This window comes from Streptomyces sp. NPDC052020, from assembly GCF_040680575.1.
Classification (GTDB): domain Bacteria; phylum Actinomycetota; class Actinomycetes; order Streptomycetales; family Streptomycetaceae; genus Streptomyces.
The window spans coordinates 1-18,609 of the sequence record NZ_JBFAWY010000024.1 but is presented as its reverse complement, the minus strand read 5'-3'; the positions used below and the strand labels follow the sequence as shown (position 1 = coordinate 18,609).

17 protein-coding genes and 1 tRNA gene are annotated in these 18,609 nt (G+C 70.9%); 12 read left to right on the top strand and 6 right to left on the bottom strand.

Annotated elements, in window-relative coordinates:
- Window positions 1–6: 6 nt before the first annotated feature.
- The 6 genes from AB0L74_RS23370 to AB0L74_RS23345 all read left to right on the top strand — a co-directional run bounded on the left by AB0L74_RS23370 (window position 7) and on the right by AB0L74_RS23345 (window position 5,213).
- Window positions 7–77 (top strand) — tRNA-Gln (locus AB0L74_RS23370).
- A gap of 132 nt (window positions 78–209) precedes the next feature.
- A complete protein-coding gene (gene glmU, locus AB0L74_RS23365; RefSeq protein ID WP_365655541.1) occupies window positions 210–1,658 on the top strand; it encodes a bifunctional UDP-N-acetylglucosamine diphosphorylase/glucosamine-1-phosphate N-acetyltransferase GlmU in 1,449 nt (482 codons plus the stop codon).
- 135 nt (window positions 1,659–1,793) lie between these two features.
- Window positions 1,794–2,768 (top strand): ribose-phosphate diphosphokinase, encoded by a 975-nt coding sequence (locus tag AB0L74_RS23360; protein ID WP_044382054.1) that lies wholly within the window; start codon window positions 1,794–1,796, stop codon window positions 2,766–2,768.
- Window positions 2,769–3,017: 249 nt separating this feature from the next.
- Window positions 3,018–3,605, top strand: coding sequence for a 50S ribosomal protein L25/general stress protein Ctc (locus AB0L74_RS23355; RefSeq protein WP_365655536.1), 588 nt, complete (start codon window positions 3,018–3,020; stop codon window positions 3,603–3,605).
- 93 nt (window positions 3,606–3,698) lie between these two features.
- On the top strand, window positions 3,699–4,301 hold the full coding sequence (gene pth, locus AB0L74_RS23350) for an aminoacyl-tRNA hydrolase (RefSeq protein ID WP_365655533.1): 603 nt from the start codon (window positions 3,699–3,701) through the stop codon (window positions 4,299–4,301).
- A 132-nt stretch (window positions 4,302–4,433) separates the two neighbouring features.
- Complete coding sequence (locus AB0L74_RS23345; RefSeq protein WP_365655530.1) at window positions 4,434–5,213, top strand: LPXTG cell wall anchor domain-containing protein; 780 nt, start codon at window positions 4,434–4,436, stop codon at window positions 5,211–5,213.
- An 85-nt stretch (window positions 5,214–5,298) separates the two neighbouring features.
- On the opposite strand, the gene ppc is transcribed toward AB0L74_RS23345, so the two are convergent.
- Window positions 5,299–8,037, bottom strand: coding sequence for a phosphoenolpyruvate carboxylase (gene ppc / locus AB0L74_RS23340; protein ID WP_365655527.1), 2,739 nt, complete (start codon window positions 8,035–8,037; stop codon window positions 5,299–5,301).
- Between the two features lie 292 nt (window positions 8,038–8,329).
- Here ppc and AB0L74_RS23335 point away from each other — a divergent pair, with 292 nt between their 5' ends.
- The gene (locus AB0L74_RS23335) at window positions 8,330–9,340 is read left to right on the top strand and encodes an acyl-CoA desaturase (protein ID WP_365655524.1); all 1,011 of its coding nucleotides are present in this window, start codon (window positions 8,330–8,332) and stop codon (window positions 9,338–9,340) included.
- Complete coding sequence (locus AB0L74_RS23330) at window positions 9,337–10,011, top strand: TetR/AcrR family transcriptional regulator (protein WP_365655521.1); 675 nt, start codon at window positions 9,337–9,339, stop codon at window positions 10,009–10,011. Before AB0L74_RS23335 ends, AB0L74_RS23330 begins: the two co-directional genes overlap by 4 nt.
- 6 nt (window positions 10,012–10,017) lie before the next feature.
- Here AB0L74_RS23330 and AB0L74_RS23325 read toward each other — a convergent pair whose 3' ends face one another.
- Window positions 10,018–10,827: a trans-aconitate 2-methyltransferase gene (locus AB0L74_RS23325; protein WP_365655518.1), complete on the bottom strand. Its 810-nt coding sequence runs from the start codon at window positions 10,825–10,827 to the stop codon at window positions 10,018–10,020.
- Between the two features lie 71 nt (window positions 10,828–10,898).
- Here AB0L74_RS23325 and tamR point away from each other — a divergent pair, with 71 nt between their 5' ends.
- Window positions 10,899–11,396, top strand: a complete 498-nt coding sequence (gene tamR, locus AB0L74_RS23320; RefSeq protein ID WP_029381540.1) for a MarR family transcriptional regulator TamR — start codon at window positions 10,899–10,901, stop codon at window positions 11,394–11,396.
- Here the strand turns inward: tamR and AB0L74_RS23315 are convergent.
- Window positions 11,355–12,122: a response regulator transcription factor gene (locus tag AB0L74_RS23315; RefSeq protein ID WP_365655515.1), complete on the bottom strand. Its 768-nt coding sequence runs from the start codon at window positions 12,120–12,122 to the stop codon at window positions 11,355–11,357. The genes tamR and AB0L74_RS23315 overlap by 42 nt on opposite strands.
- Window positions 12,123–12,412: 290 nt before the next feature.
- Here AB0L74_RS23315 and AB0L74_RS23310 point away from each other — a divergent pair, with 290 nt between their 5' ends.
- Window positions 12,413–12,868, top strand: coding sequence for an N-acetyltransferase (locus AB0L74_RS23310; protein ID WP_365655512.1), 456 nt, complete (start codon window positions 12,413–12,415; stop codon window positions 12,866–12,868).
- 1 nt (window position 12,869) lies between these two features.
- Here AB0L74_RS23310 and galK read toward each other — a convergent pair whose 3' ends face one another.
- The 3 genes from galK to galT are packed head-to-tail and all read right to left on the bottom strand — an operon-like array spanning window position 12,870 to window position 16,080.
- The gene (galK, locus tag AB0L74_RS23305) at window positions 12,870–14,033 is read right to left on the bottom strand and encodes a galactokinase (protein ID WP_365655508.1); all 1,164 of its coding nucleotides are present in this window, start codon (window positions 14,031–14,033) and stop codon (window positions 12,870–12,872) included.
- A gap of 26 nt (window positions 14,034–14,059) precedes the next feature.
- Window positions 14,060–15,022 carry a UDP-glucose 4-epimerase GalE gene (gene galE / locus AB0L74_RS23300; protein ID WP_365655505.1) on the bottom strand — a complete coding sequence of 321 codons (963 nt, stop codon included), beginning with the start codon at window positions 15,020–15,022 and terminating at the stop codon, window positions 14,060–14,062.
- Window positions 15,022–16,080 (bottom strand): galactose-1-phosphate uridylyltransferase, encoded by a 1,059-nt coding sequence (gene galT / locus AB0L74_RS23295; RefSeq protein ID WP_365655502.1) that lies wholly within the window; start codon window positions 16,078–16,080, stop codon window positions 15,022–15,024. The genes galE and galT overlap by 1 nt, the downstream gene beginning before the upstream one ends.
- Before the next feature lie 179 nt (window positions 16,081–16,259).
- Here galT and AB0L74_RS23290 point away from each other — a divergent pair, with 179 nt between their 5' ends.
- A complete protein-coding gene (locus tag AB0L74_RS23290) occupies window positions 16,260–17,939 on the top strand; it encodes a sodium:solute symporter family protein (protein ID WP_365655499.1) in 1,680 nt (559 codons plus the stop codon).
- A gap of 21 nt (window positions 17,940–17,960) precedes the next feature.
- Window positions 17,961–18,260, top strand: a complete 300-nt coding sequence (locus AB0L74_RS23285) for a hypothetical protein (RefSeq protein WP_365655496.1) — start codon at window positions 17,961–17,963, stop codon at window positions 18,258–18,260.
- Window positions 18,261–18,609 lie beyond the last annotated feature (349 nt).

Here is an 18,609-nt window from a genome sequence, read left to right as displayed (position 1 = left end):
AATCCATCCCGGATCGTCTAAGGGTAGGACAAACGGTTTTGGTCCGTTGAATGAGGGTTCGAATCCTTCTCCGGGAGCCCACGGCGCACAGCCCGGGTCCGGGTCCCGACCGCCATCACCCCCGCTCGGGACCCGCACCCATACCCCCCACGAAACCCCCCGGTATCCTGCGGATGTCCAACCCCACCCCATAAGCCGAAGGGCATCCCGTGAGCGCCAACCGCCCGGCAGCCGTCGTCGTTCTCGCAGCGGGTGAGGGCACCCGTATGAGGTCGGCCACGCCGAAGGTCCTGCACGACATCTGTGGCCGTTCCCTGGTGGGCCACGTCCTCGCCGCCGCCGGCGAGCTGGAGCCGGAGAACCTGGTCGTCGTCGTGGGCCACGCACGCGAGAAGGTCACCGCGCACCTGGCCGAGGTGGCCCCGGACGTCCGTACCGCCGTGCAGGAGCGGCAGAACGGCACCGGGCACGCCGTGCGGATGGGGCTGGAGGAGCTGGGCGGCGCGGTGGACGGGACCGTGGTCGTCGTCTGCGGTGACACTCCGCTGCTGACGGCCGAGACGCTGCGGTCCCTGGCGTCGACCCATGCCGCGGACGGCAACGCGGTGACGGTGCTGACGGCCGAGGTCCCGGACGCGACCGGTTACGGGCGGATCGTGCGGGACGAGGCCACGGGCGCGGTGACGGCGATCGTGGAGCACAAGGACGCCTCGGACGCGCAGCGGGCGATCCGGGAGATCAACTCGGGTGTGTTCGCGTTCGACGGGCGGTTGCTGGCGGACGCGCTGGGGAAGGTCCGTACGGACAACAGCCAGGGCGAGGAGTACCTGACCGACGTCCTGGGGATTCTGCGTCAGGCCGGTCACCGGGTGGGCGCCTGTGTGGCGGGTGACCACCGCGAGATCGCCGGGATCAACAACCGGGTGCAGCTGGCGGAGGCGCGCCGGATCCTGAACGACCGGCTGCTGACGCGCGCGATGCTGTCGGGTGTGACGGTGGTCGACCCGGCGACGACGTGGGTCGATGTGTCGGTGACGTTCGAGCGGGACGTGCTGGTGCACCCGGGGACGCAGTTGCAGGGTGCGACGCATCTGGCGGAGGGCTGCGAGGTCGGGCCGAACGCTCGGCTGACGGACACCCGGGTGGGCGCGGGGGCGCGGGTGGACAACACGGTGGCGCTGGCGGCCGAGGTCGGCCCGGAGGCGACGGTGGGTCCGTACGCGTATCTGCGGCCCGGTACGCGGCTCGGGGCCAAGGGCAAGATCGGTACGTACGTCGAGACGAAGAACGCGACGATCGGTGAGGGCACGAAGGTGCCGCATCTGTCGTATGTCGGTGACGCGACGATCGGTGAGTACACGAACATCGGTGCCGCGAGTGTGTTCGTGAACTATGACGGGCAGGACAAACATCACACGACGGTCGGTTCTCACTGCCGTACCGGTTCGGACAACATGTTTGTGGCTCCTGTCACGATCGGGGACGGCGCGTACACCGCCGCCGGCTCGGTGATCACGAAGGATGTGCCGCCCGGTTCGCTGGCCGTGGCCCGCGGTCAGCAGCGGAATATCGAGGGTTGGGTGGCTCGTAAGCGTCCTGGGAGCGCGGCCGCGAAGGCGGCTGAGGCGGCGTCCCGGGAGCCGGGCGGCGAAGGCTGACCGGAAACCGGTGCGTCGAACACGGCGTACCGTGATAAGTGCACACCCGCACCCCACCAGCTGAGATGGCCTCCCGCGTGTGCGGGGACGGCTTGGTGTGTGACCCAGCTGCGACACCTCTGAGGAGAAAGTGCTGTGACCGGGATCAAGACGACCGGCGAGAAGAAGATGATGTTCTTCTCCGGCCGCGCCCACCCCGAGCTTGCCGAGGAGGTCGCCCACGAGCTGGGTGTCGGGGTCGTCCCGACGAAGGCCTTCGACTTCGCCAACGGCGAGATCTATGTGCGGTATCAGGAGTCGGCCCGTGGTGCGGACTGCTTCCTGATTCAGAGCCACACGGCTCCGATCAACAAGTGGATCATGGAGCAGCTGATCATGATCGACGCGCTGAAGCGCGCGTCGGCCCGCTCCATCACGGTCATCGTGCCGTTCTACGGTTACGCGCGGCAGGACAAGAAGCACCGGGGACGTGAACCGATCTCGGCGCGCCTGATCGCGGACCTGATGAAGACGGCCGGTGCGGACCGGATTCTCGCCGTGGATCTGCACACGGATCAGATCCAGGGCTTCTTCGACGGTCCGGTGGACCACCTGTTCGCGCTGCCGCTGCTGGCGGACTACGTGGGTGCGAAGGTGGACCGGCAGAAGCTGACGGTGGTGTCGCCGGACGCGGGCCGGGTGCGGGTCGCGGACCGCTGGTGCGACCGGCTGGGCGCGCCGCTGGCGATCGTGCACAAGCGCCGTGACAAGGACGTGGCGAACCAGGTGACGGTGCACGAGGTCGTCGGTGATGTGAAGGGCCGGATCTGTGTGCTGGTCGACGACATGATCGACACGGGTGGCACGATCTGCGCGGCGGCGGACGCGCTGTTCGCGCACGGTGCGGAGGACGTCATCGTGACGGCGACGCACGGTGTGCTGTCGGGTCCGGCGGCGGACCGGCTGAAGAACTCGAAGGTGAGCGAGTTCGTGTTCACGAACACGCTGCCGACGCCGAACGAGCTGGAGCTGGACAAGATCACGGTGCTGTCGATCGCGCCGACGATCGCGCGTGCGGTGCGTGAGGTGTTCGAGGACGGTTCGGTGACGAGCCTGTTCGACGAGCAGTAAGGGTTCTTCCGGCCGGAACCCCGGCGTCCCGGAACCCCGGGGCGCCGGGGTTCCGGGGTTCCGGGGCGCCGGTAGATCGTTTTGGGTACGGCCTCCTTCTCCGAGTAGACTGCCGAAGTTGCTCGGCGAGGGAGGCCGTACCGCTTCGGAAGAGGCTCGTACGGCGGTCCGTAATCGACGCGCTCTTCGTAGCAGGCCGTTCGTGGCCGGGTGACCACGTCCGTTTCTGAATTTCTGCGAGGAGTGATCATGTCCGAGGTGAAGATCGCCGCCGAGACGCGCACCGAGTTCGGCAAGGGTGCCGCGCGTCGTATCCGCCGTGACAACAAGGTCCCGGGTGTGCTGTACGGGCACGGTTCGGACCCGCTGCACCTGACGTTCCCGGGTCACGAGCTGCTGCTGGCGCTGCGTACGCCGAACGTGCTGATCGCGCTGGACATCGACGGCAAGACGAACGAGCTGGCGATCCCGAAGGCCGTGCAGCGTGACCCGCTGAAGGGCTTCCTGGAGCACGTCGACCTCCAGCTGGTGCAGCGTGGCGAGACGGTCACGGTCGAGATCGTGGTCCAGACCGAGGGCGAGCTGGCCCCGGGTGGCAACCTGCTGGAGCACCTGCTGGACACCGTGACGGTCGAGGCCGAGGCCACGCACATCCCGGAGTCGGTGACGGTCTCCATCGAGGGTCTGACCGCGGGTGACACGATCCACGCCAAGGACATCCCGCTGCCGAAGGGCACGAAGCTGGCGGTGGACGGCGAGACGGCCGTCCTCCAGGTCGTGAACGCCCAGGTCGAGGCTCCCGCCGAGGGCGAGGGCGAAGAGGCCGCCGAGGCCTGAGCCGCTGCTCGCTTCAGGGCCTCGGGCTCGTAGGCATCGTCGGTCGGCCGCTGTTCCCTTCGGGGGCAGCGGCCGACGCGTATGAAGGAGACATTGGACGTGACGACCGACGCGGGTGCTCCCTGGCTGATCGCGGGGCTCGGCAATCCCGGTCCGGAGTACGCCGCCAACCGGCACAACGTCGGTTTCATGGTGGTGGATCTGCTGGCGGAGCGCATGGGGGGCCGTTTCAAGCGGCACGGGAAGGCGCAGGCGCAGGTGGTCGAGGGGCGGATCGGTCCGCCGGGGCCGGCGAGCCGGCGGGTGGTGCTGGCGAAGCCGATGTCGTACATGAATCTGTCGGGCGGGCCGGTGAACGCGCTGCGGGACTTCTACAAGGTGCCGGTGGCGCATGTGGTGGCGGTCCATGACGAGCTGGACATCGACTACGGGGTGCTGCGGCTGAAGCTGGGCGGCGGGGACAACGGGCACAACGGGCTGAAGTCGATCACGAAGGCGATGGGGGCGGAGTATCACCGGGTGCGGTGCGGGATCGGCCGGCCGCCGGGGCGGATGCCGGTGGCGGATTTCGTGCTGAAGGACTTCTCGTCGGTGGAGCGCAAGGAGCTGGACTGGTTCGTGGACCGGGCGGCGGACGCGGTGGAGTGTCTGGTGACGGAGGGGCTGGAGCGGGCGCAGAGCACGTACAACTCCTGAGGAGGCCCTCCCCCGCATGCGTGGGTTTTGTGTGTTGCCTGTTCGTGATTGACGAAGGGCCGGACCGGGCTGGAAGCTGAACCGCCCCCTCCACATCTTCCCGTTCACTTCTCGAAGATGGATTTCTACTTCATGCGAACCCTCACTCGCGCCGGCGTTCTCGTCTGCGCGTCCTCTGCCGCGCTGCTGCTCGCGCCCGCCGCCCACGCCGCTCCGGGCGACAACGGGACGGTCAAGATCCATGACGCCGCCACCGGCGAGGAGCTGCGGCACAACGAGCCGCACGTCTGCACGTTCTACCTGGACGCCTTCGGCTTCGACGGCGGTCAGCGGGTCGACTGGCACATCGAGTCCTGGGCCCCGGCGGCCGCCGCCAAGGGCGAGACGGTGGAGTCCGGCTCCCTGACCCTGGACGCCGGCGGTCACGGCCGGACGAACGACCTGTCGCTGCCCGACGGGCACTACAAGCTGTTCTGGAACTTCGACGGTGAGAAGGGCTCCGCCAAGCACAAGGTGTTCTGGACGGACTGCGCGGAGTCGGAGGAGGCCGGTACGGCGCCCGGCGCCCCGGCCGCCTCGCCGTCGTCGCCGTCGTCGCCGTCGGCCTCTGCGGACGCACCGCCGGCTTCCTCGGCCCCGTCCGCCTCCTCGGCCCCGTCCGCCTCCTCGGCCCCGTCCGCCTCCTCGGCCCCGTCCGGCTCCTCGGCCTCCGGCTCCGCCTCGCCCGCCTCCTCCGCCCCGGCCGCTGCCCCGGTACCGTCCGCGTCCGCGTCCGCGCAGGGCGGCATCGAGGGTGACCTGGCCGAGACCGGCAACGGCGCCCCGGCGGGCCTGCTGTCGGCCGCGGCGGCGGTGCTGGTCGCGGCGGGCGGTTACCTGGTGTTCCGGCGTCGCGGGGCCGCCCGCGGCTGACCCCGCGCCGGGAGACGCGCAAGGGGGTGCCCCCGGGCCCGTACGAGCCCGGGGGCACCCCTGTGTGCTTTATGCGCGGGCGCGGTCAGCCGGTGTTGCGCAGGCCGGCGGCGACGCCGTTGACGGTGAGCAGCAGGGCGCGGGCCAGCAGCGGGTCGGCCTCCTGGCCGGCGGCGGCGTCGCGCTGGCGCTTGAGCAGGGCGACCTGGAGGTAGGAGATCGGGTCGAGGTAGGCGTCGCGGATGGCGAAGGTCTGCTTGAGCACCGGCTGGGCGTCGAGCAATTCCTTCTCACCGGTGACGCGGAGCACCTCGCGCACGGTCAGTTCGTGTTCGGCGCGGATGGTGTCGAAGACGTGCCGCAGCTCGTCCGGCACCAGGGTTTCCACGTAGTGGGCGGCGATCCGCAGGTCGGTCTTGGCGAGCGTCATCTCGACGTTGGAGATGAAGTTGCGGAAGAAGTGCCACTGGCCGTACATCTCCTCCAGCACGGTGTCCAGGCCCGCCTCGCGCAGGGCCTTGAGGCCGGAGCCGACGCCGAACCAGCCGGGGACGATCTGCCGGGACTGGGTCCAGCCGAACACCCACGGGATGGCGCGCAGGCCGTCGAGGCCGGCGCCGGAGTCGGGGCGCCGCGACGGGCGGGAGCCCAGGTGGAGGTCGGCGAGCTGGTCGACGGGGGTGGAGGCGAAGAAGTACGCCGGGAGGTCGGGGTCCTCCACCAGGCGGCGGTAGACGGCGTGGGCGGCGTCGGAGACGACGTCCATGGCGGCGTCCCAGCGGGCGAGGGCCTCCTGGGACTGGCGGGGCGCGGTGTGCAGGGCGGAGGCCTGGAGGGTGGCGGCGACCGTCAGTTCCAGGTTCTCCCGGGCCAGGGAGGGGACGAGGTACTTGTCGGAGATGACCTCGCCCTGTTCGGTGACCTTGATCTCGCCTTCGAGGGTGCCCCAGGGCTGGGCGAGGATGGCGTCGTGGGTGGGGCCGCCGCCGCGGCCGACGGTGCCGCCGCGGCCGTGGAAGAGGCGGAGGCGGACGCCGTAGCGGTGGGCGACGTCGCGCAGGCGGCGCTGGGCGCGGTGGATCTCCCACTGGCTGGTGGTGATGCCGCCGAACTTGGAGGAGTCGGAGTAGCCGAGCATGACCTCCTGGACGTCGCCGCGCAGGGCGACCAGGCGCCGGTAGGAGGGGTCGGAGAGCATGTCCTCCAGGATGGTGTCGGCGGCCTTGAGTTCGTCGGTGGTCTCCAGCAGCGGCACGATGCCGATCTTGGCCCAGCCGGCGTGGAGGTCGATGAGGCCGGCTTCGCGGGCGAGGACGGCGGCGGCGAAGACGTCGTCGGCGCCCTGGCACATGGAGATGATGTACGACTCGATGACCTCGGGCCCGAAGACCTCCAGGGCGCGCCTGACGGTCTGGAAGACGCCGAGGGTCTTCTCGCCGGCGGCGTCCACGGGCGCCGGGGTGGGGGCCAGGGGCCTGCGGGACCGGAGTTCCTTGGCGAGGAGCTTGGCGCGGTACTCGCGGGGCATGTCGGCGTAGCGCCAGGATTCCTCGCCGAGCCGGTCGAAGAGCTGGCCGAGGGCGTGGTGGTGGGCGTCGGCGTGTTCGCGGACGTCCATGGTGGCGAGCTGGAGGCCGAAGGCGCCCAGGGTGCGGATGGTGCGGGCGAGGCGGCCGTCGGCGAAGAGGCCGCCGCGGTGCTCGCGCAGGGAGGTCTGGATGATGCGCAGGTCGGCGAGGAGTTCGCTGGTGCCGAGGTAGTCGCGGCCGGGCTGGTGGGGGGTGCCCTTGGCGAGGCGCTGCTTGGTGTTCTCCAGCTTCTGCCGGATGCAGGTGGCCTTGAGCCGGTAGGGCTCCTCGGCGTTGAGGCGCTTGTAGCGGGGGCTGATCTCGGGCAGCCGCTCCAGGTCGGCCTGGAGGGAGTCCAGCAGTTCCTCGGTGGCGCCGGTGTAGCGGATGGAGTTGGACAGCAGGCCGCGCAGTTCGTCGATGGTCTCCAGCGCGTCGTTGATGCCGTGCTCGTGCTGGAGGATCAGGACGTCCCAGGTGACCTGGGGGGTGACGTTGGGGTTGCCGTCGCGGTCGCCGCCGATCCAGGTGCCGAAGGTGAGGGGGCGGGTGTCGTCGGGGAGCTTGACGCCGACCCGCTCCAGTTCGGCGGTCAGGTCCTCCAGGACGTCGCCGACGGCGCCGGCGTGCAGTTCGTCGAGGTAGTAGATGGCGTTGCGGGCCTCGTCGGCGGGTTCGGGGCGGACGACGCGCAGTTCGTCGGTCTGCCAGACGAGGTCGATGTTCTCGGCCAGCCGGGTGTCGTGGCGGCGCCGGTCGGATTCCAGGACGGGGGTGTCGAGGAGGGCGGCGACGCGGCGCAGCTTGTTGAGGACGGAGCGGCGGGCGGCCTCGGTGGGGTGGGCGGTGAAGACGGGACGGACGTTGAGGTTGGCGACCGTCTCGCGCAGGTGCTCGGGGTCGGCGTCCTTGAGCCGGTCGGCGGTGCGGGCGATCAGCCCGCCCTCGGCGGCGCGCCGGGCGCGCAGTTCGCGGCCCCGGTGGACCTGTTCGGTGATGTTGGCGAGGTGGAAGTAGGTGGAGAAGGCGCGGACCAGCTTGGCCGCGGTCTCCAGTTCGGTGCCGCGCAGCAGCTCGGCGGCGGCCTCCCCGTCCTCGCGGGTGAGGCGGCGTACCTTCTCGACGAGGTCCAGCAGCTCGGGGCCTTCCTGCCGGACGAGGGTCTCCCCGAGGAGGTCGCCCAGTCGGCGGATGTCGGCGCGCAGCTCGCTGCTGGTCGTCGTGGACCGCGTAGTCAGGTCGTCGGCACTGCTCACAGGTGCGGCTCCTTGCAGTGTTGAAGCTCGTCTGGGAGGGAACCCGGACGGACGTCTCGCGCGGCGCGCGCCGCTTGCGGGCCGGACGTCCGGGAAGAAAACTTCAGAGCGGACCGCGCTGTCCGACCGTCTCCAAGTCTAGGTGTCGAGTCGGACGCGCAGGCTCGTGGGCTCTTGCCGCGGGAGATCGCGCTGCCATACTTACGATGCCGTAGGTTACGGGACCGTAGGAACTGGGCACGGTTTTCGCAGCGCGGTACAGCCACATCCCTCGACCCCACAGGGGACGCGTATGACCACAAGCTCCGATGTGCTCGCACAGGCTCCGAAGGCGCCCGACGACACCCCCACGCCCTCCGCCACGCTGGGTGGCGAGCAGAAGCGTTCGATCGAGCAGATCACGCTGCTGCTGTTCATCACCGTTCCGTTCCTCGCGCTGCTGGCGGCGGTTCCGCTGGCGTGGGGATGGGGCGTGAGCTGGCTGGATCTCGGCCTGCTGGTGTTCTTCTACTTCCTGGGCTGCCATGGCATCACCATCGGCTTCCACCGCCATTTCACCCACGGTTCCTTCAAGGCGAAGCGGCCGTTGAAGATCGCTCTGGCGATCATGGGGTCGATGGCGGTCGAGGGGCCGCTGGTCCGCTGGGTGGCCGACCACCGCAAACACCACAAGTACTCCGACCACGAGGGCGATCCGCACTCCCCGTGGCGGTACGGCGAGACGGTCCCGGCCCTGATGAAGGGCCTGTGGTGGGCGCACATCGGATGGATGTTCGACGAGGAGCAGACCCCGCAGGACAAGTACGCGCCGGATCTGATCAAGGACGGGACACTGCGTGCGATCTCCCGCCAGTTCGCCCTGTGGACGGCGGTCTCCCTGCTGCTGCCGCCGCTGATCGGCGGCCTGGTCACCATGTCGTGGTGGGGGGCGTTCACCGCGTTCTTCTGGGGCTCACTCGTCCGGGTGGCGCTGCTGCACCATGTCACGTGGTCGATCAACTCGATCTGCCACGCGGTCGGCAAGCGGCCGTTCAAGTCGCGTGACCGTTCGGGCAACGTGTGGTGGCTGGCGATCCTGTCGTGCGGCGAGTCCTGGCACAACCTGCACCACGCCGACCCGACCTCCGCGCGGCACGGTGTGGAGCGCGGCCAGCTGGACTCCTCGGCCCGTCTGATCCGCTGGTTCGAGCGGCTGGGCTGGGCGTACGACGTGCGCTGGCCGTCGCGCTCGCGCATCGACGCGCGCCGTAACGACGGGGAAGGCGGCTCCCGGCGCGGGAAGGAAACCGTCAAGGCGGCATGATGGTCGCTGTGGCGACCGACTCCAGCACCCCCAGCAACGACAAGCCGCGGCGTACGCGCCGCACCCGGATGACCGGTGCCGAGCGCCGCCAGCAGCTGCTGGAGATCGGTCGCACCCTCTTCGCGGCGAAGGGTTTCGAGGGCACCTCGGTGGAGGAGATCGCGGCGAAGGCCGGAGTCTCCAAGCCGGTGGTGTACGAGCACTTCGGCGGCAAGGAGGGGCTGTACGCCGTGGTGGTGGACCGCGAGATGCGGTGCCTGCTGGACATGGTGACGGGCTCGCTCACCGCGGGCCACCCCCGGGAACTGCTGGAGCAGGCGGCGTTCGCGCTGCTGGACTACATCGAGGAGTACACGGACGGGTTCCGCATCCTGGTCCGTGACTCCCCCATCCCCCAGTCGACGGGTTCCTTCGCCTCGCTCATCTCCGACATCGCCACCCAGGTGGAGGACATCCTCGGCAAGGAGTTCAAGAGCCGCGGCTTCGACGCCAAGCTGGCCCCGCTGTACGCGCAGGCGCTGGTCGGCATGGTGGCGCTGACCGGCCAGTGGTGGCTGGACGTGCGCCGCCCGAAGAAGGCGGAGGTGGCGGCCCATCTGGTGAACCTGGCGTGGCACGGCCTGGACGGGCTGGAGCCCAAGCCGCGGCTGATAGGGCACCGGAAGTCCTGAGCCGTGTCACGCGGCCTTGCGGGCGACCGCGAACACCCGGCGGAACGGGAACGGCGTGCCGTGCGGACCGGCCGGGTAGGCCCGGCGCAGGGCGGACCGGTAGGCGTCGACGAAGGCGTCCCGGGCCTCCGGGTCGTCGTCCAGCGCGGTCAGCACCGGCCGCAGCGCGGTGCCCTTCACCCAGTCGAGCACGGCGTCCTCGCCCGCCAGGAGATGGACGTACGTCGTCTCCCACACGTCGGCGGCGCAGCCGAGGGCGGTGAGGCGGTCCAGGTAGGCGGCGGGGCTGAGGACGGCGCCGTCGTGGCGCAGGGCGCCGGCCAGGCGGGTGCGCCAGCGGGGGGCGTGGGCGAGGTCCCGCAGCAGGCGGTGGCTGGGGGCGTCGAAGTTGCCGGGCACCTGGAAGGCGAGGACGCCGCCGGGGGCGAGGCCGTCGATCCAGGCGGGGAATAGTTCGGCGTGGTCCGGCACCCACTGGAGGGCGGCGTTGGCGGCGATCAGGTCGTGCGGCCCGTCGGGCCTCCAGGTGCGGACGTCGGCGTGGACGAAGTCCAGGCGGCCGCCGCCCGGGGTGGGGCCGGCGTGCCGGCGGGCCCGGTCGAGCATCTGCGGGGAGTTGTCGTAGCCGGTGACGCGGGCGGCGGGCCAGCGGCCGGCGAGCCAGGCGGTGAGGGTGCCGGGGCCGCAGCCGAGGTCGGCGACGCGGGGCGCCTCGGCGGCCGGGTCGGGGACGCGGGCGAGAAGGTCGGCGAAGGGGCGGGCGCGGTGGCCGGCGTGGCGGAGGTACTGGGCGGGGTCCCAGGCGGGTTCGGCCATGCCGACACCTTCCCCCCAATGTGTCTTGACGTCAAGAGACTTCATGTCGACACAACCACTACACTGATCGTATGGAGGACGAGGTCGATCGGCTGGTCGCAGCATGGCGCCGGGAGCGCCCGGACCTCGACGTGGAACCGCTCGAGGTGCTCAGCCGCGTCAGCAGGCTGGCCCGGCACCTGGACCGCGCCCGCCGGCTGGCCTTCTCCGAGCACCAGCTGGAGCCCTGGGAGTTCGACGTCCTCACGGCGCTGCGCCGTGCGGGCACCCCGTACCAGCTCTCGCCCGGTCAGCTGCTGACCCAGACCCTGGTCACCTCGGGCACGATGACCAACCGCATCGACCGCCTGGCCAAGAAGGGGCTGGTGGAGCGCCTGCCCGACCCCAGCGACCGCCGGGGCGTGCTGGTGCGGCTGACGGACGAGGGCCGGGACCGCGCCGACCAGGCCCTGGCGGGCCTGCTGGACCAGGAGCGCGCGATCCTGGCGGAGCTCTCCCGGGCCCAGCGCATGGAGCTGGCCGGGCTGCTACGCCAGCTGACCGCCCCGTTCGACAACATCCCCGGTTAGCTCGGCCGGCCCCACCCCCGCCCGCCGGGCCAGCGCGACCGCGGCGAGGGTGGAGTGGACGCCCAGTTTGCCCAGCACGTTCTGCATATGGGTGCGCACGGTGTGCGGGGACAGGTAGAGCCGCTCGGCGACGGCCTTGCGCCCGAGCCCGGCGACCATGCAGCGCAGCACCTCCCGCTCCCGCGGGGTCAGGGACTCCACCAGCCGCTCGCTCTCGGTGCGGTGCTTGCGGGCGGCGGTCAGCTCCCGCAGGACGCCGGTCAGCAGGGCGGGCGGCAGATGCGTCTCCTCGCGCAGCACGCCCCGGATGACGGTGAGCAGCCGCGACAGGGAGCAGTCCTTGGCCACCCACCCGGAGGCACCGGCTTGCAGGGCGAGCGCCGCCCGCCGGGGGTCGTCCCTCTCGGCGAGCACGACGACCCGCACCCCGGGCTGGGCGGAGCGCACCCCGGCGACGAGCGAGATCCCGTCGACCACCCCGTCCGCACCGCCGCCGCGCACCGGCGTCGCGGGCCGCGGTCCCGGCACGCCGGCGCCGAGGTCGGCGTCGACGAGCAGCACGTCGAACCGGCGCCCTTCGCCCGCCGCCCGCTCCAGGCAGCGCAGCGCGGCCGGTCCGCTGCCGGCCGCGGCGACCTCGACGTCGGGCTCGGCGGCCAGGGCGGCGGCGAGCGACTCGGCGAAGATGCGGTGGTCGTCGACGACCAGCACGCGGATGCGAACCACGAAACCCCCTTCCCCGCGCTCCCGAGAGAGCAGGGGATCACCCGACCGTCACAGGGCGGCACCGGCACGGGTACGGCACCCGAGACCCCGTGTGAGACCGTTCGCACCCGGGGACGGGCGCCGCAGCCGCACGGCCGCCGCCGTCCGTAGAACCGCTACCCCCGCCCCGGGCGCCGTACCCGGCTTCTCGCCCCCTGAGCAGCACCGGCCCCCACCGGTGCTGCTCCTCAGGGTACGGACGGGGGCGGGGAGCGGAAGTCCCTGTGCAGAACTGACGGTCCGGCGCGTTTATGGTGTGCCGCATGTTTCGTCTTGAGACAGAAGTCGACATGGCGCGGCGCGATCAGCTGCGGTCCCGTCTGAGGGAGACGAACACCGCGGCCTCCCCGGCCCTGCGCGCCCTGCGCGGCACCGCGGGCGCCCGCGAGGCCCCCCTGCACGTCTGGGTGTCGGACGCGGGCGGCGGCCTGGCCGGCGGGCTCGTCGGCCACACCTGGGCCGGCTGGCTGCATGTGACGTATCTGTGGGTCGACGCCCGCCACCGGGGCGCGGGCCTGGGATCGCGCCTGCTGTCCGAGGCGGAACACGTCGCCCGCACCGACCGGGCCTGCCGCGCGGCGCGCCTGGAGACCTGGGACTTCCAGGCGCCCGGCTTCTACCGGAAGCGGGGCTACGAGGTGGTGGGCGTGATCCCCGACTACCCGCCGGGGATCACCGAGTACACGCTGACGAAAGCGCTGGCCTGACTCAGGCCAGCCGCCGCGCCCCCGCCGAGGGCACCGCCTCGAACACGCGCGGCGCGGTGAGACCGGCCCGCGCGAACGCCTCCTGGACCGCCTTGGTGAGGGTGTCCACGTCCGCGGCGCGGGCCAGGACGATCGCCGAGCCGCCGAATCCGCCGCCCGTCATCCGGGCGCCGAGCGCCCCCTCGGCCAGGGCGGTGTCGACGACGAGGTCCAGTTCGCGGCAGGAGATGCGGAAGTCGTCCCGCAGCGAGGCGTGCCCCTCGGTCAGGACCGGCCCGATGGCCGCGGTGTCGCCCGCCTCCAGCAGGGACACCACCCGCTCCACCCGCTCGTCCTCGGTGACGACGTGCCGGACCAGGCGGCGCACCTCCTCGTCGTCGCCGAGCCGCTCCAGCGCCGCGTCCAGTCCGGCGTAGGGCACGTCGCGCAGGGCGTCGACGCCGAGCAGGGCGGCGCCCTTCTCGCAGCCGGCGCGGCGCTTGCCGTACTCGCCCTCGCTGTGGGCGTGCTTGACCTGGGTGTCGACCACCAGCAGGCGCATGCCCTCGGCTGCCAGGTCGAAGGGGATCTGCCGCTGGGACAGGTCGCGGGTGTCCAGGAACAGGGCGTGGCCGGCCTCGCAGCAGGCCGCGGCGGTCTGGTCCATGATGCCGACGGGGGCGCCGACGTAGACGTTCTCCGCGCGCTGGCACAGCCGGGCCAGCTGCCAGCCGCGCAGGCCGAGGCCGTACAGGTCGTTGAGGGCGAACGCCACCACGACCTCCAGCGCGGCCGACGACGACAGGCCCGCGCCCGCCGGGACCGTCGAGGCCAGGTGGACGTCGGCGCCGGTCACCTCGTGGCCGGCCTCGCGCAGCGCCCAGACGACGCCCGCCGGGTACGCCGTCCAGCCCCGGTCGGTCCCGGGGGCGAGGTCCGCCACGCGCAGCTCGGTCACGCCGCCTTCGACGTCCGCCGAGTGCAGGCGCAGTACGCCGTCCTCGCGCCGGGACACGGCGGCGACGGCCGTGTGCGGCAGGGCGAACGGCATGACGAAGCCGTCGTTGTAGTCGGTGTGTTCACCGATGAGGTTCACCCGGCCCGGCGCCGCCCACACTCCTTCCGGACCTGCCCCGTACAGCCGTGCGAACCGCTCGGCGACAGCCTGTGCGACAGCCTCGCTCATCCCTGACCCTGACCCTTCGTGACGTTCTACTGCGCGCGCTTCCGCGCGAACTCCCACGCGTCCGCGACGATCTCCGCGAGGTCCGCGCGCGACGGATTCCAGCCCAGCTTCTCGCGTGCGGTCGCGGCCGACGCCACCAGGACCGCCGGATCGCCGCCGCGGCGGGGCGCGACGACCTCGGGGATGGGGTGGCCGGTGACCCGGCGGGCCGTCTCGACGACCTCGCGCACCGAGAAGCCGTTGCCGTTGCCGAGGTTGCAGATCAGGTGCTCGCCGGGGGCGGCCGCGCCCAGCGCCAGCAGATGCGCCTCGGCCAGGTCCGCCACGTGGATGTAGTCGCGGACGCAGGTGCCGTCCGGCGTCGGGTAGTCGTCGCCGTAGACGGAGATCGCCTCGCGCCGGCCCTGCGCGACCTGGAGGACGAGCGGGATCAGGTGCGACTCGGGGTCGTGGCGCTCGCCGTACTCGCGGTAGGCGCCGGCCACGTTGAAGTAGCGCAGCGACACGGCGCCCAGGCCGTGCGCGGCGGCCTCTCCGGTGATCATGTGGTCGACGGCGAGCTTGGAGGCGCCGTAGGGGCTGGTGGGCCGGGTCGGCGCGGACTCCGTGATCGGGACCTGCTCGGGCTCGCCGTAGGTCGCCGCCGTGGAGGAGAACACCAGCGTGCGCACGCCCGCGGCGCGCATGGCCGCCAGCAGGGCCATGGTGCCGCCGACGTTGTTGTCCCAGTACTTCTCCGGCTTCACCACCGACTCGCCGACCTGCGAGAACGCGGCGAAGTGCAGCACCCCGTCGTAGGAGGCGTCCAGCCACTTGGCGGCGTCGCGAATGTCGCCCTCGACGAAGGAGGCACCGGCGGGCACGCCCTGGCGGAAGCCCGTGGAGAGGTTGTCGAGCACGACGACCTCGTGCCCCGCCTCCAGCAGGTGCTGGGCGACGACGCTGCCGACGTACCCCGCGCCTCCGGTGACCAGGTACTTCCCACTCATCAACTCGCTACCTCTCGCAGTCGCTCGGCCGCGCGCTCCGGCGGCACGTCGTTGATGAACACGCTCATGCCGGACTCGGAACCCGCGAGGAACTTCAGCTTGCCGGACGTACGGCGAATGGTGAAAAGCTCGAGGTGGAGCGCGAAATCGTCGCGGCCGACCCCGTCGAACTCCTCCAGCTGCCCGAACGGGGCCTGGTGCCAGGCCGCGATGTACGGCGTCGGAGGCTCCCCTTCACCGAAGATCCGGTCGAAGCGCCTCAACAGTTCCAGATACACCTGGGGAAACTCTGTGCGTGCCGCCTCGTCCAGCCCCAGCAGGTCGGGGACCCGGCGCTTGGGGTACAGGTGCACCTCGTACGGCCAGTGCGCGGCGTACGGCACGAAGGCGACCCAGTGTTCACCCTCAAGGACGACCCGCTCCCCGGCCCGTTCCCGCTCCACCACGGCGTCGAACAGGTTCTCCCCGCCCGTCGCCTCCTTGTGGGCGGCGAGTGAACGGAGCATCAGCGCGGTGCGCGGAGTGGTGAAGGGGTAAGCGTAGATCTGCCCGTGCGGGTGACCCAGCGTGACGCCGATCTCGGCGCCCCGGTTCTCGAAGCAGAACACCTGTTCAACGGAGGGCAGATGGGACAGCTCCGACGTCCGGTCCGTCCAGGCGTCCAGGACCAGCCGGGCCTGCTCCTCACTCAGATCGGCGAAGGAGGCCCGGTGGTCGGAGGTGAAGCACACGACCTCGCACCGCCCGGAGTCGCCGGCCAGCGAGGGGAAGCGGTTCTCGAAGACCACGACGTCGTACGAGGAGTCCGGGATCTCGCTCAGCCGCTCGCCCTGCGAGGGGCACAGGGGGCATTCGTCGGCGGGCGGGTGGTACGTGCGCCCCTGCCGGTGCGAGGCGACGGCCACCGCGTCGCCGAGCAGCACGTCCCGCCGGATCTCGGACGTGGTGACGGTCCGCTCCAGGGGGCGGCGGTCGACGGCGTCCCGCACGGTGTCGTCGCGCAGGTCGTAGTAGATGAGCTCGCGGCCGTCGGCCAGCCGGGTCGAAGTCTTCTTCACTGCCGGACTCCTCTACGCCCGCACCCAATCACTCAACACAATCAAACATAACACACCACAACCGATCACCCACGTTCGCTCATCACGATCAAACAAAGAACACCACCGAAAGTGTTCAATTCCTGAACGCGGAGGCGTAGGTTCCGTCCGGATCAGTTCGCGCAACGAAGCGAGTTCTCATGCAAACCCCCACATATCTGGCAGCCGAGCTACGGCTTCCCACCAACTGGCTCGACTACACGATCCTCGGGATCTACTTCGTCGTCGTCCTGGGTATCGGCTTCGCCGCCCGCCGCTCGGTCAAGACCAGCCTCGACTTCTTCCTGTCCGGCCGCTCCCTGCCGGCCTGGGTCACCGGTCTCGCCTTCGTCGCCGCCAACCTGGGCGCCACCGAGATCCTGGGCATGGCCGCCAACAGCGCGCAGTACGGCGTCTACACCACGCACTGGTACTGGATCGGCGCCATCCCCGCCATGGTCTTCCTGGGTCTGGTGATGATGCCGTTCTACTACGGCAGCAAGGTCCGCTCGGTCCCCGAGTTCCTCCTGCTCCGCTTCGACAAGGCGGCGCACCTGCTCAGCTCGATCCTCTTCGCCTTCGCCGCCATCCTGATCGCGGGCGTCAACCTGTACGCCCTGTCGATCGTCGTGGAAGCGCTGCTGGGCTGGCCGGACTGGGTGGCCATCGTGGTCGCCGGCGCGTTCGTCCTCGGCTACATCACGCTCGGCGGCCTGTCCTCGGCGATCTACAACGAGGTCCTGCAGTTCTTCGTGATCCTCGCCGCGCTCATCCCGATCACCGTGCTCGGCCTGAAGAAGGCCGGCGGCTGGGACGGCCTGTCCGACACCCTCACCGCACAGCACGGCGGGGACTTCCTGACCTCCTGGGGCGGCACCGGCATCGGCAGCGACAACCCGCTGGGCGCCAACTGGCTGACCATCGTCCTCGGCCTCGGCTTCGTGCTGTCCTTCGGCTACTGGACGACGAACTTCGCCGAGGTGCAGCGCGCCCTGTCCGCGAAGAACCTCTCCGCCGCGCAGCGCACGCCGCTCATCGCCGCCCTGCCGAAGATCTTCATCGTCTTCGTCGTGATGATCCCGGGCCTGGTCGCCGCCGCGCTGGTCCCGGACATCGGCACGCCCGGCTCCGACCTCCAGTACAACGACGCCATCCCGTACCTGATGGAGGCGCTGCTGCCCAACGGCGTGCTCGGCATCGCGGTGACCGGTCTGATGGCCGCGTTCATGGCGGGCATGGCGGCGAACGTGTCGTCCTTCAACACCGTCTTCACCGCCGACATCTGGGCGAAGTACGTGGTCCGGAACCGCCCGGACGAGTACTACGTGAAGTTCGGCCGCCTGATCACGGCGATCGGCGTCCTCGCCTCCATCGGCACGGCGTTCCTGGCCAAGTCCTTCTCGAACATCATGGCCTACCTCCAGACGCTGTTCTCCTTCTTCAACGTGCCGATGTTCGTGGTCTTCATCATCGGCATGTTCTGGAAGCGCGCGTCGATGAAGTCCGGCTTCTGGGGCCTGATCGCGGGCACCACCGCGGCGATGATCAACTACTTCGTCATCTACAAGCAGGGCATCATCGACATCCCCTCCGACCAGGGCGCCAACTTCGTCTCCGCGATCGCGGGCTTCGTCGCCGGCGCGGTGGTCATGGTGGCGGTGTCCCTGTTCACCAGGCCGAAGCCGGCCGCCGAGCTCCAGGGCCTGGTCTACGGCACCACGTCCCCCGGCATGTCCGAGCCGCCCGCCCAGGGCGACGACGCCTGGTACCGCAAGCCGGCCCTGCTGGGCTGGGGCGCGGTGATCCTGGCCGCCGCCTGCTACGTCCCGTTCTCGTTCTGACCGCGGGAGGATTGAGAGAGCATGTCCGATTCCTACTCCGACAAGGACGTCCAGCGGGAGGTCTCCGAACTGGAGACCAAGTCCGCCACGGCCGCCCGGCTGTTCGACATCCGGCGCATCATCGGGGGCCTGTTCGTCGTCTACGGCGTCATCGTCACGATCGCCGGCCTCACGGCGTCCGACGCCGACATCGACAAGGCCGAGGGCGTGAACATCAACCTGTGGACCGGGCTGGGGATGCTGCTGCTGGGCCTGTTCTTCCTGACCTGGCTCAAGCTCCGCCCCACGGCTCCGCCACCGCCGGACGAGTCACCGCGGTGAGGTGACCCGGCGTTCACCCGCCGGGTGAACGCCGGGCGGGTGGCCCGGCACCACGGTGACCACCGGGGTGCCGCCCGTATGGCACCGCCCGCGCCCGGGGAGCTGCCCGGCGTTGCCGTGACCGCCGGAGCGGGACGCGCGGCCCGGCGCTGCCAGGGCGCCGCCCGCGCCGCCCTGGGGCACCTCCCAGGCCGTTCGAGCACTGGGGGAGGCACGACTGCCCGCGGTCAGCGGCTTCGCGCGCCCCCGCCGCCCCCGGAGTGGGCGTGCCACCCGCGGGCGCCCGCGGCGGGGAGGGGCGTGTCGGGGGGTGGCCGCCCGCAGCGGTTGGCGCGTCAACACCGGAACG

Excerpts from the sequence above, each read along its gene's own strand:
- AB0L74_RS23355 (WP_365655536.1), top strand. The coding sequence starts at position 3,018 with ATGTCCGAGGTGAAGATCGCCGCCGAGACGCGCACCGAGTTCGGCAAG.
- AB0L74_RS23325 (WP_365655518.1), bottom strand. The coding sequence starts at position 10,827 with ATGGCCGAACCCGCCTGGGACCCCGCCCAGTACCTCCGCCACGCCGGC.
- AB0L74_RS23310 (WP_365655512.1), top strand. The coding sequence starts at position 12,413 with ATGGTGTGCCGCATGTTTCGTCTTGAGACAGAAGTCGACATGGCGCGG.
- AB0L74_RS23335 (WP_365655524.1), top strand. The coding sequence starts at position 8,330 with ATGACCACAAGCTCCGATGTGCTCGCACAGGCTCCGAAGGCGCCCGAC.
- tamR (WP_029381540.1), top strand. The coding sequence starts at position 10,899 with ATGGAGGACGAGGTCGATCGGCTGGTCGCAGCATGGCGCCGGGAGCGC.
- galE (WP_365655505.1), bottom strand. The coding sequence starts at position 15,022 with ATGAGTGGGAAGTACCTGGTCACCGGAGGCGCGGGGTACGTCGGCAGC.
- galK (WP_365655508.1), bottom strand. The coding sequence starts at position 14,033 with ATGAGCGAGGCTGTCGCACAGGCTGTCGCCGAGCGGTTCGCACGGCTG.
- AB0L74_RS23330 (WP_365655521.1), top strand. The coding sequence starts at position 9,337 with ATGATGGTCGCTGTGGCGACCGACTCCAGCACCCCCAGCAACGACAAG.
- AB0L74_RS23290 (WP_365655499.1), top strand. The coding sequence starts at position 16,260 with ATGCAAACCCCCACATATCTGGCAGCCGAGCTACGGCTTCCCACCAAC.
- AB0L74_RS23345 (WP_365655530.1), top strand. The coding sequence starts at position 4,434 with ATGCGAACCCTCACTCGCGCCGGCGTTCTCGTCTGCGCGTCCTCTGCC.
- AB0L74_RS23285 (WP_365655496.1), top strand. The coding sequence starts at position 17,961 with ATGTCCGATTCCTACTCCGACAAGGACGTCCAGCGGGAGGTCTCCGAA.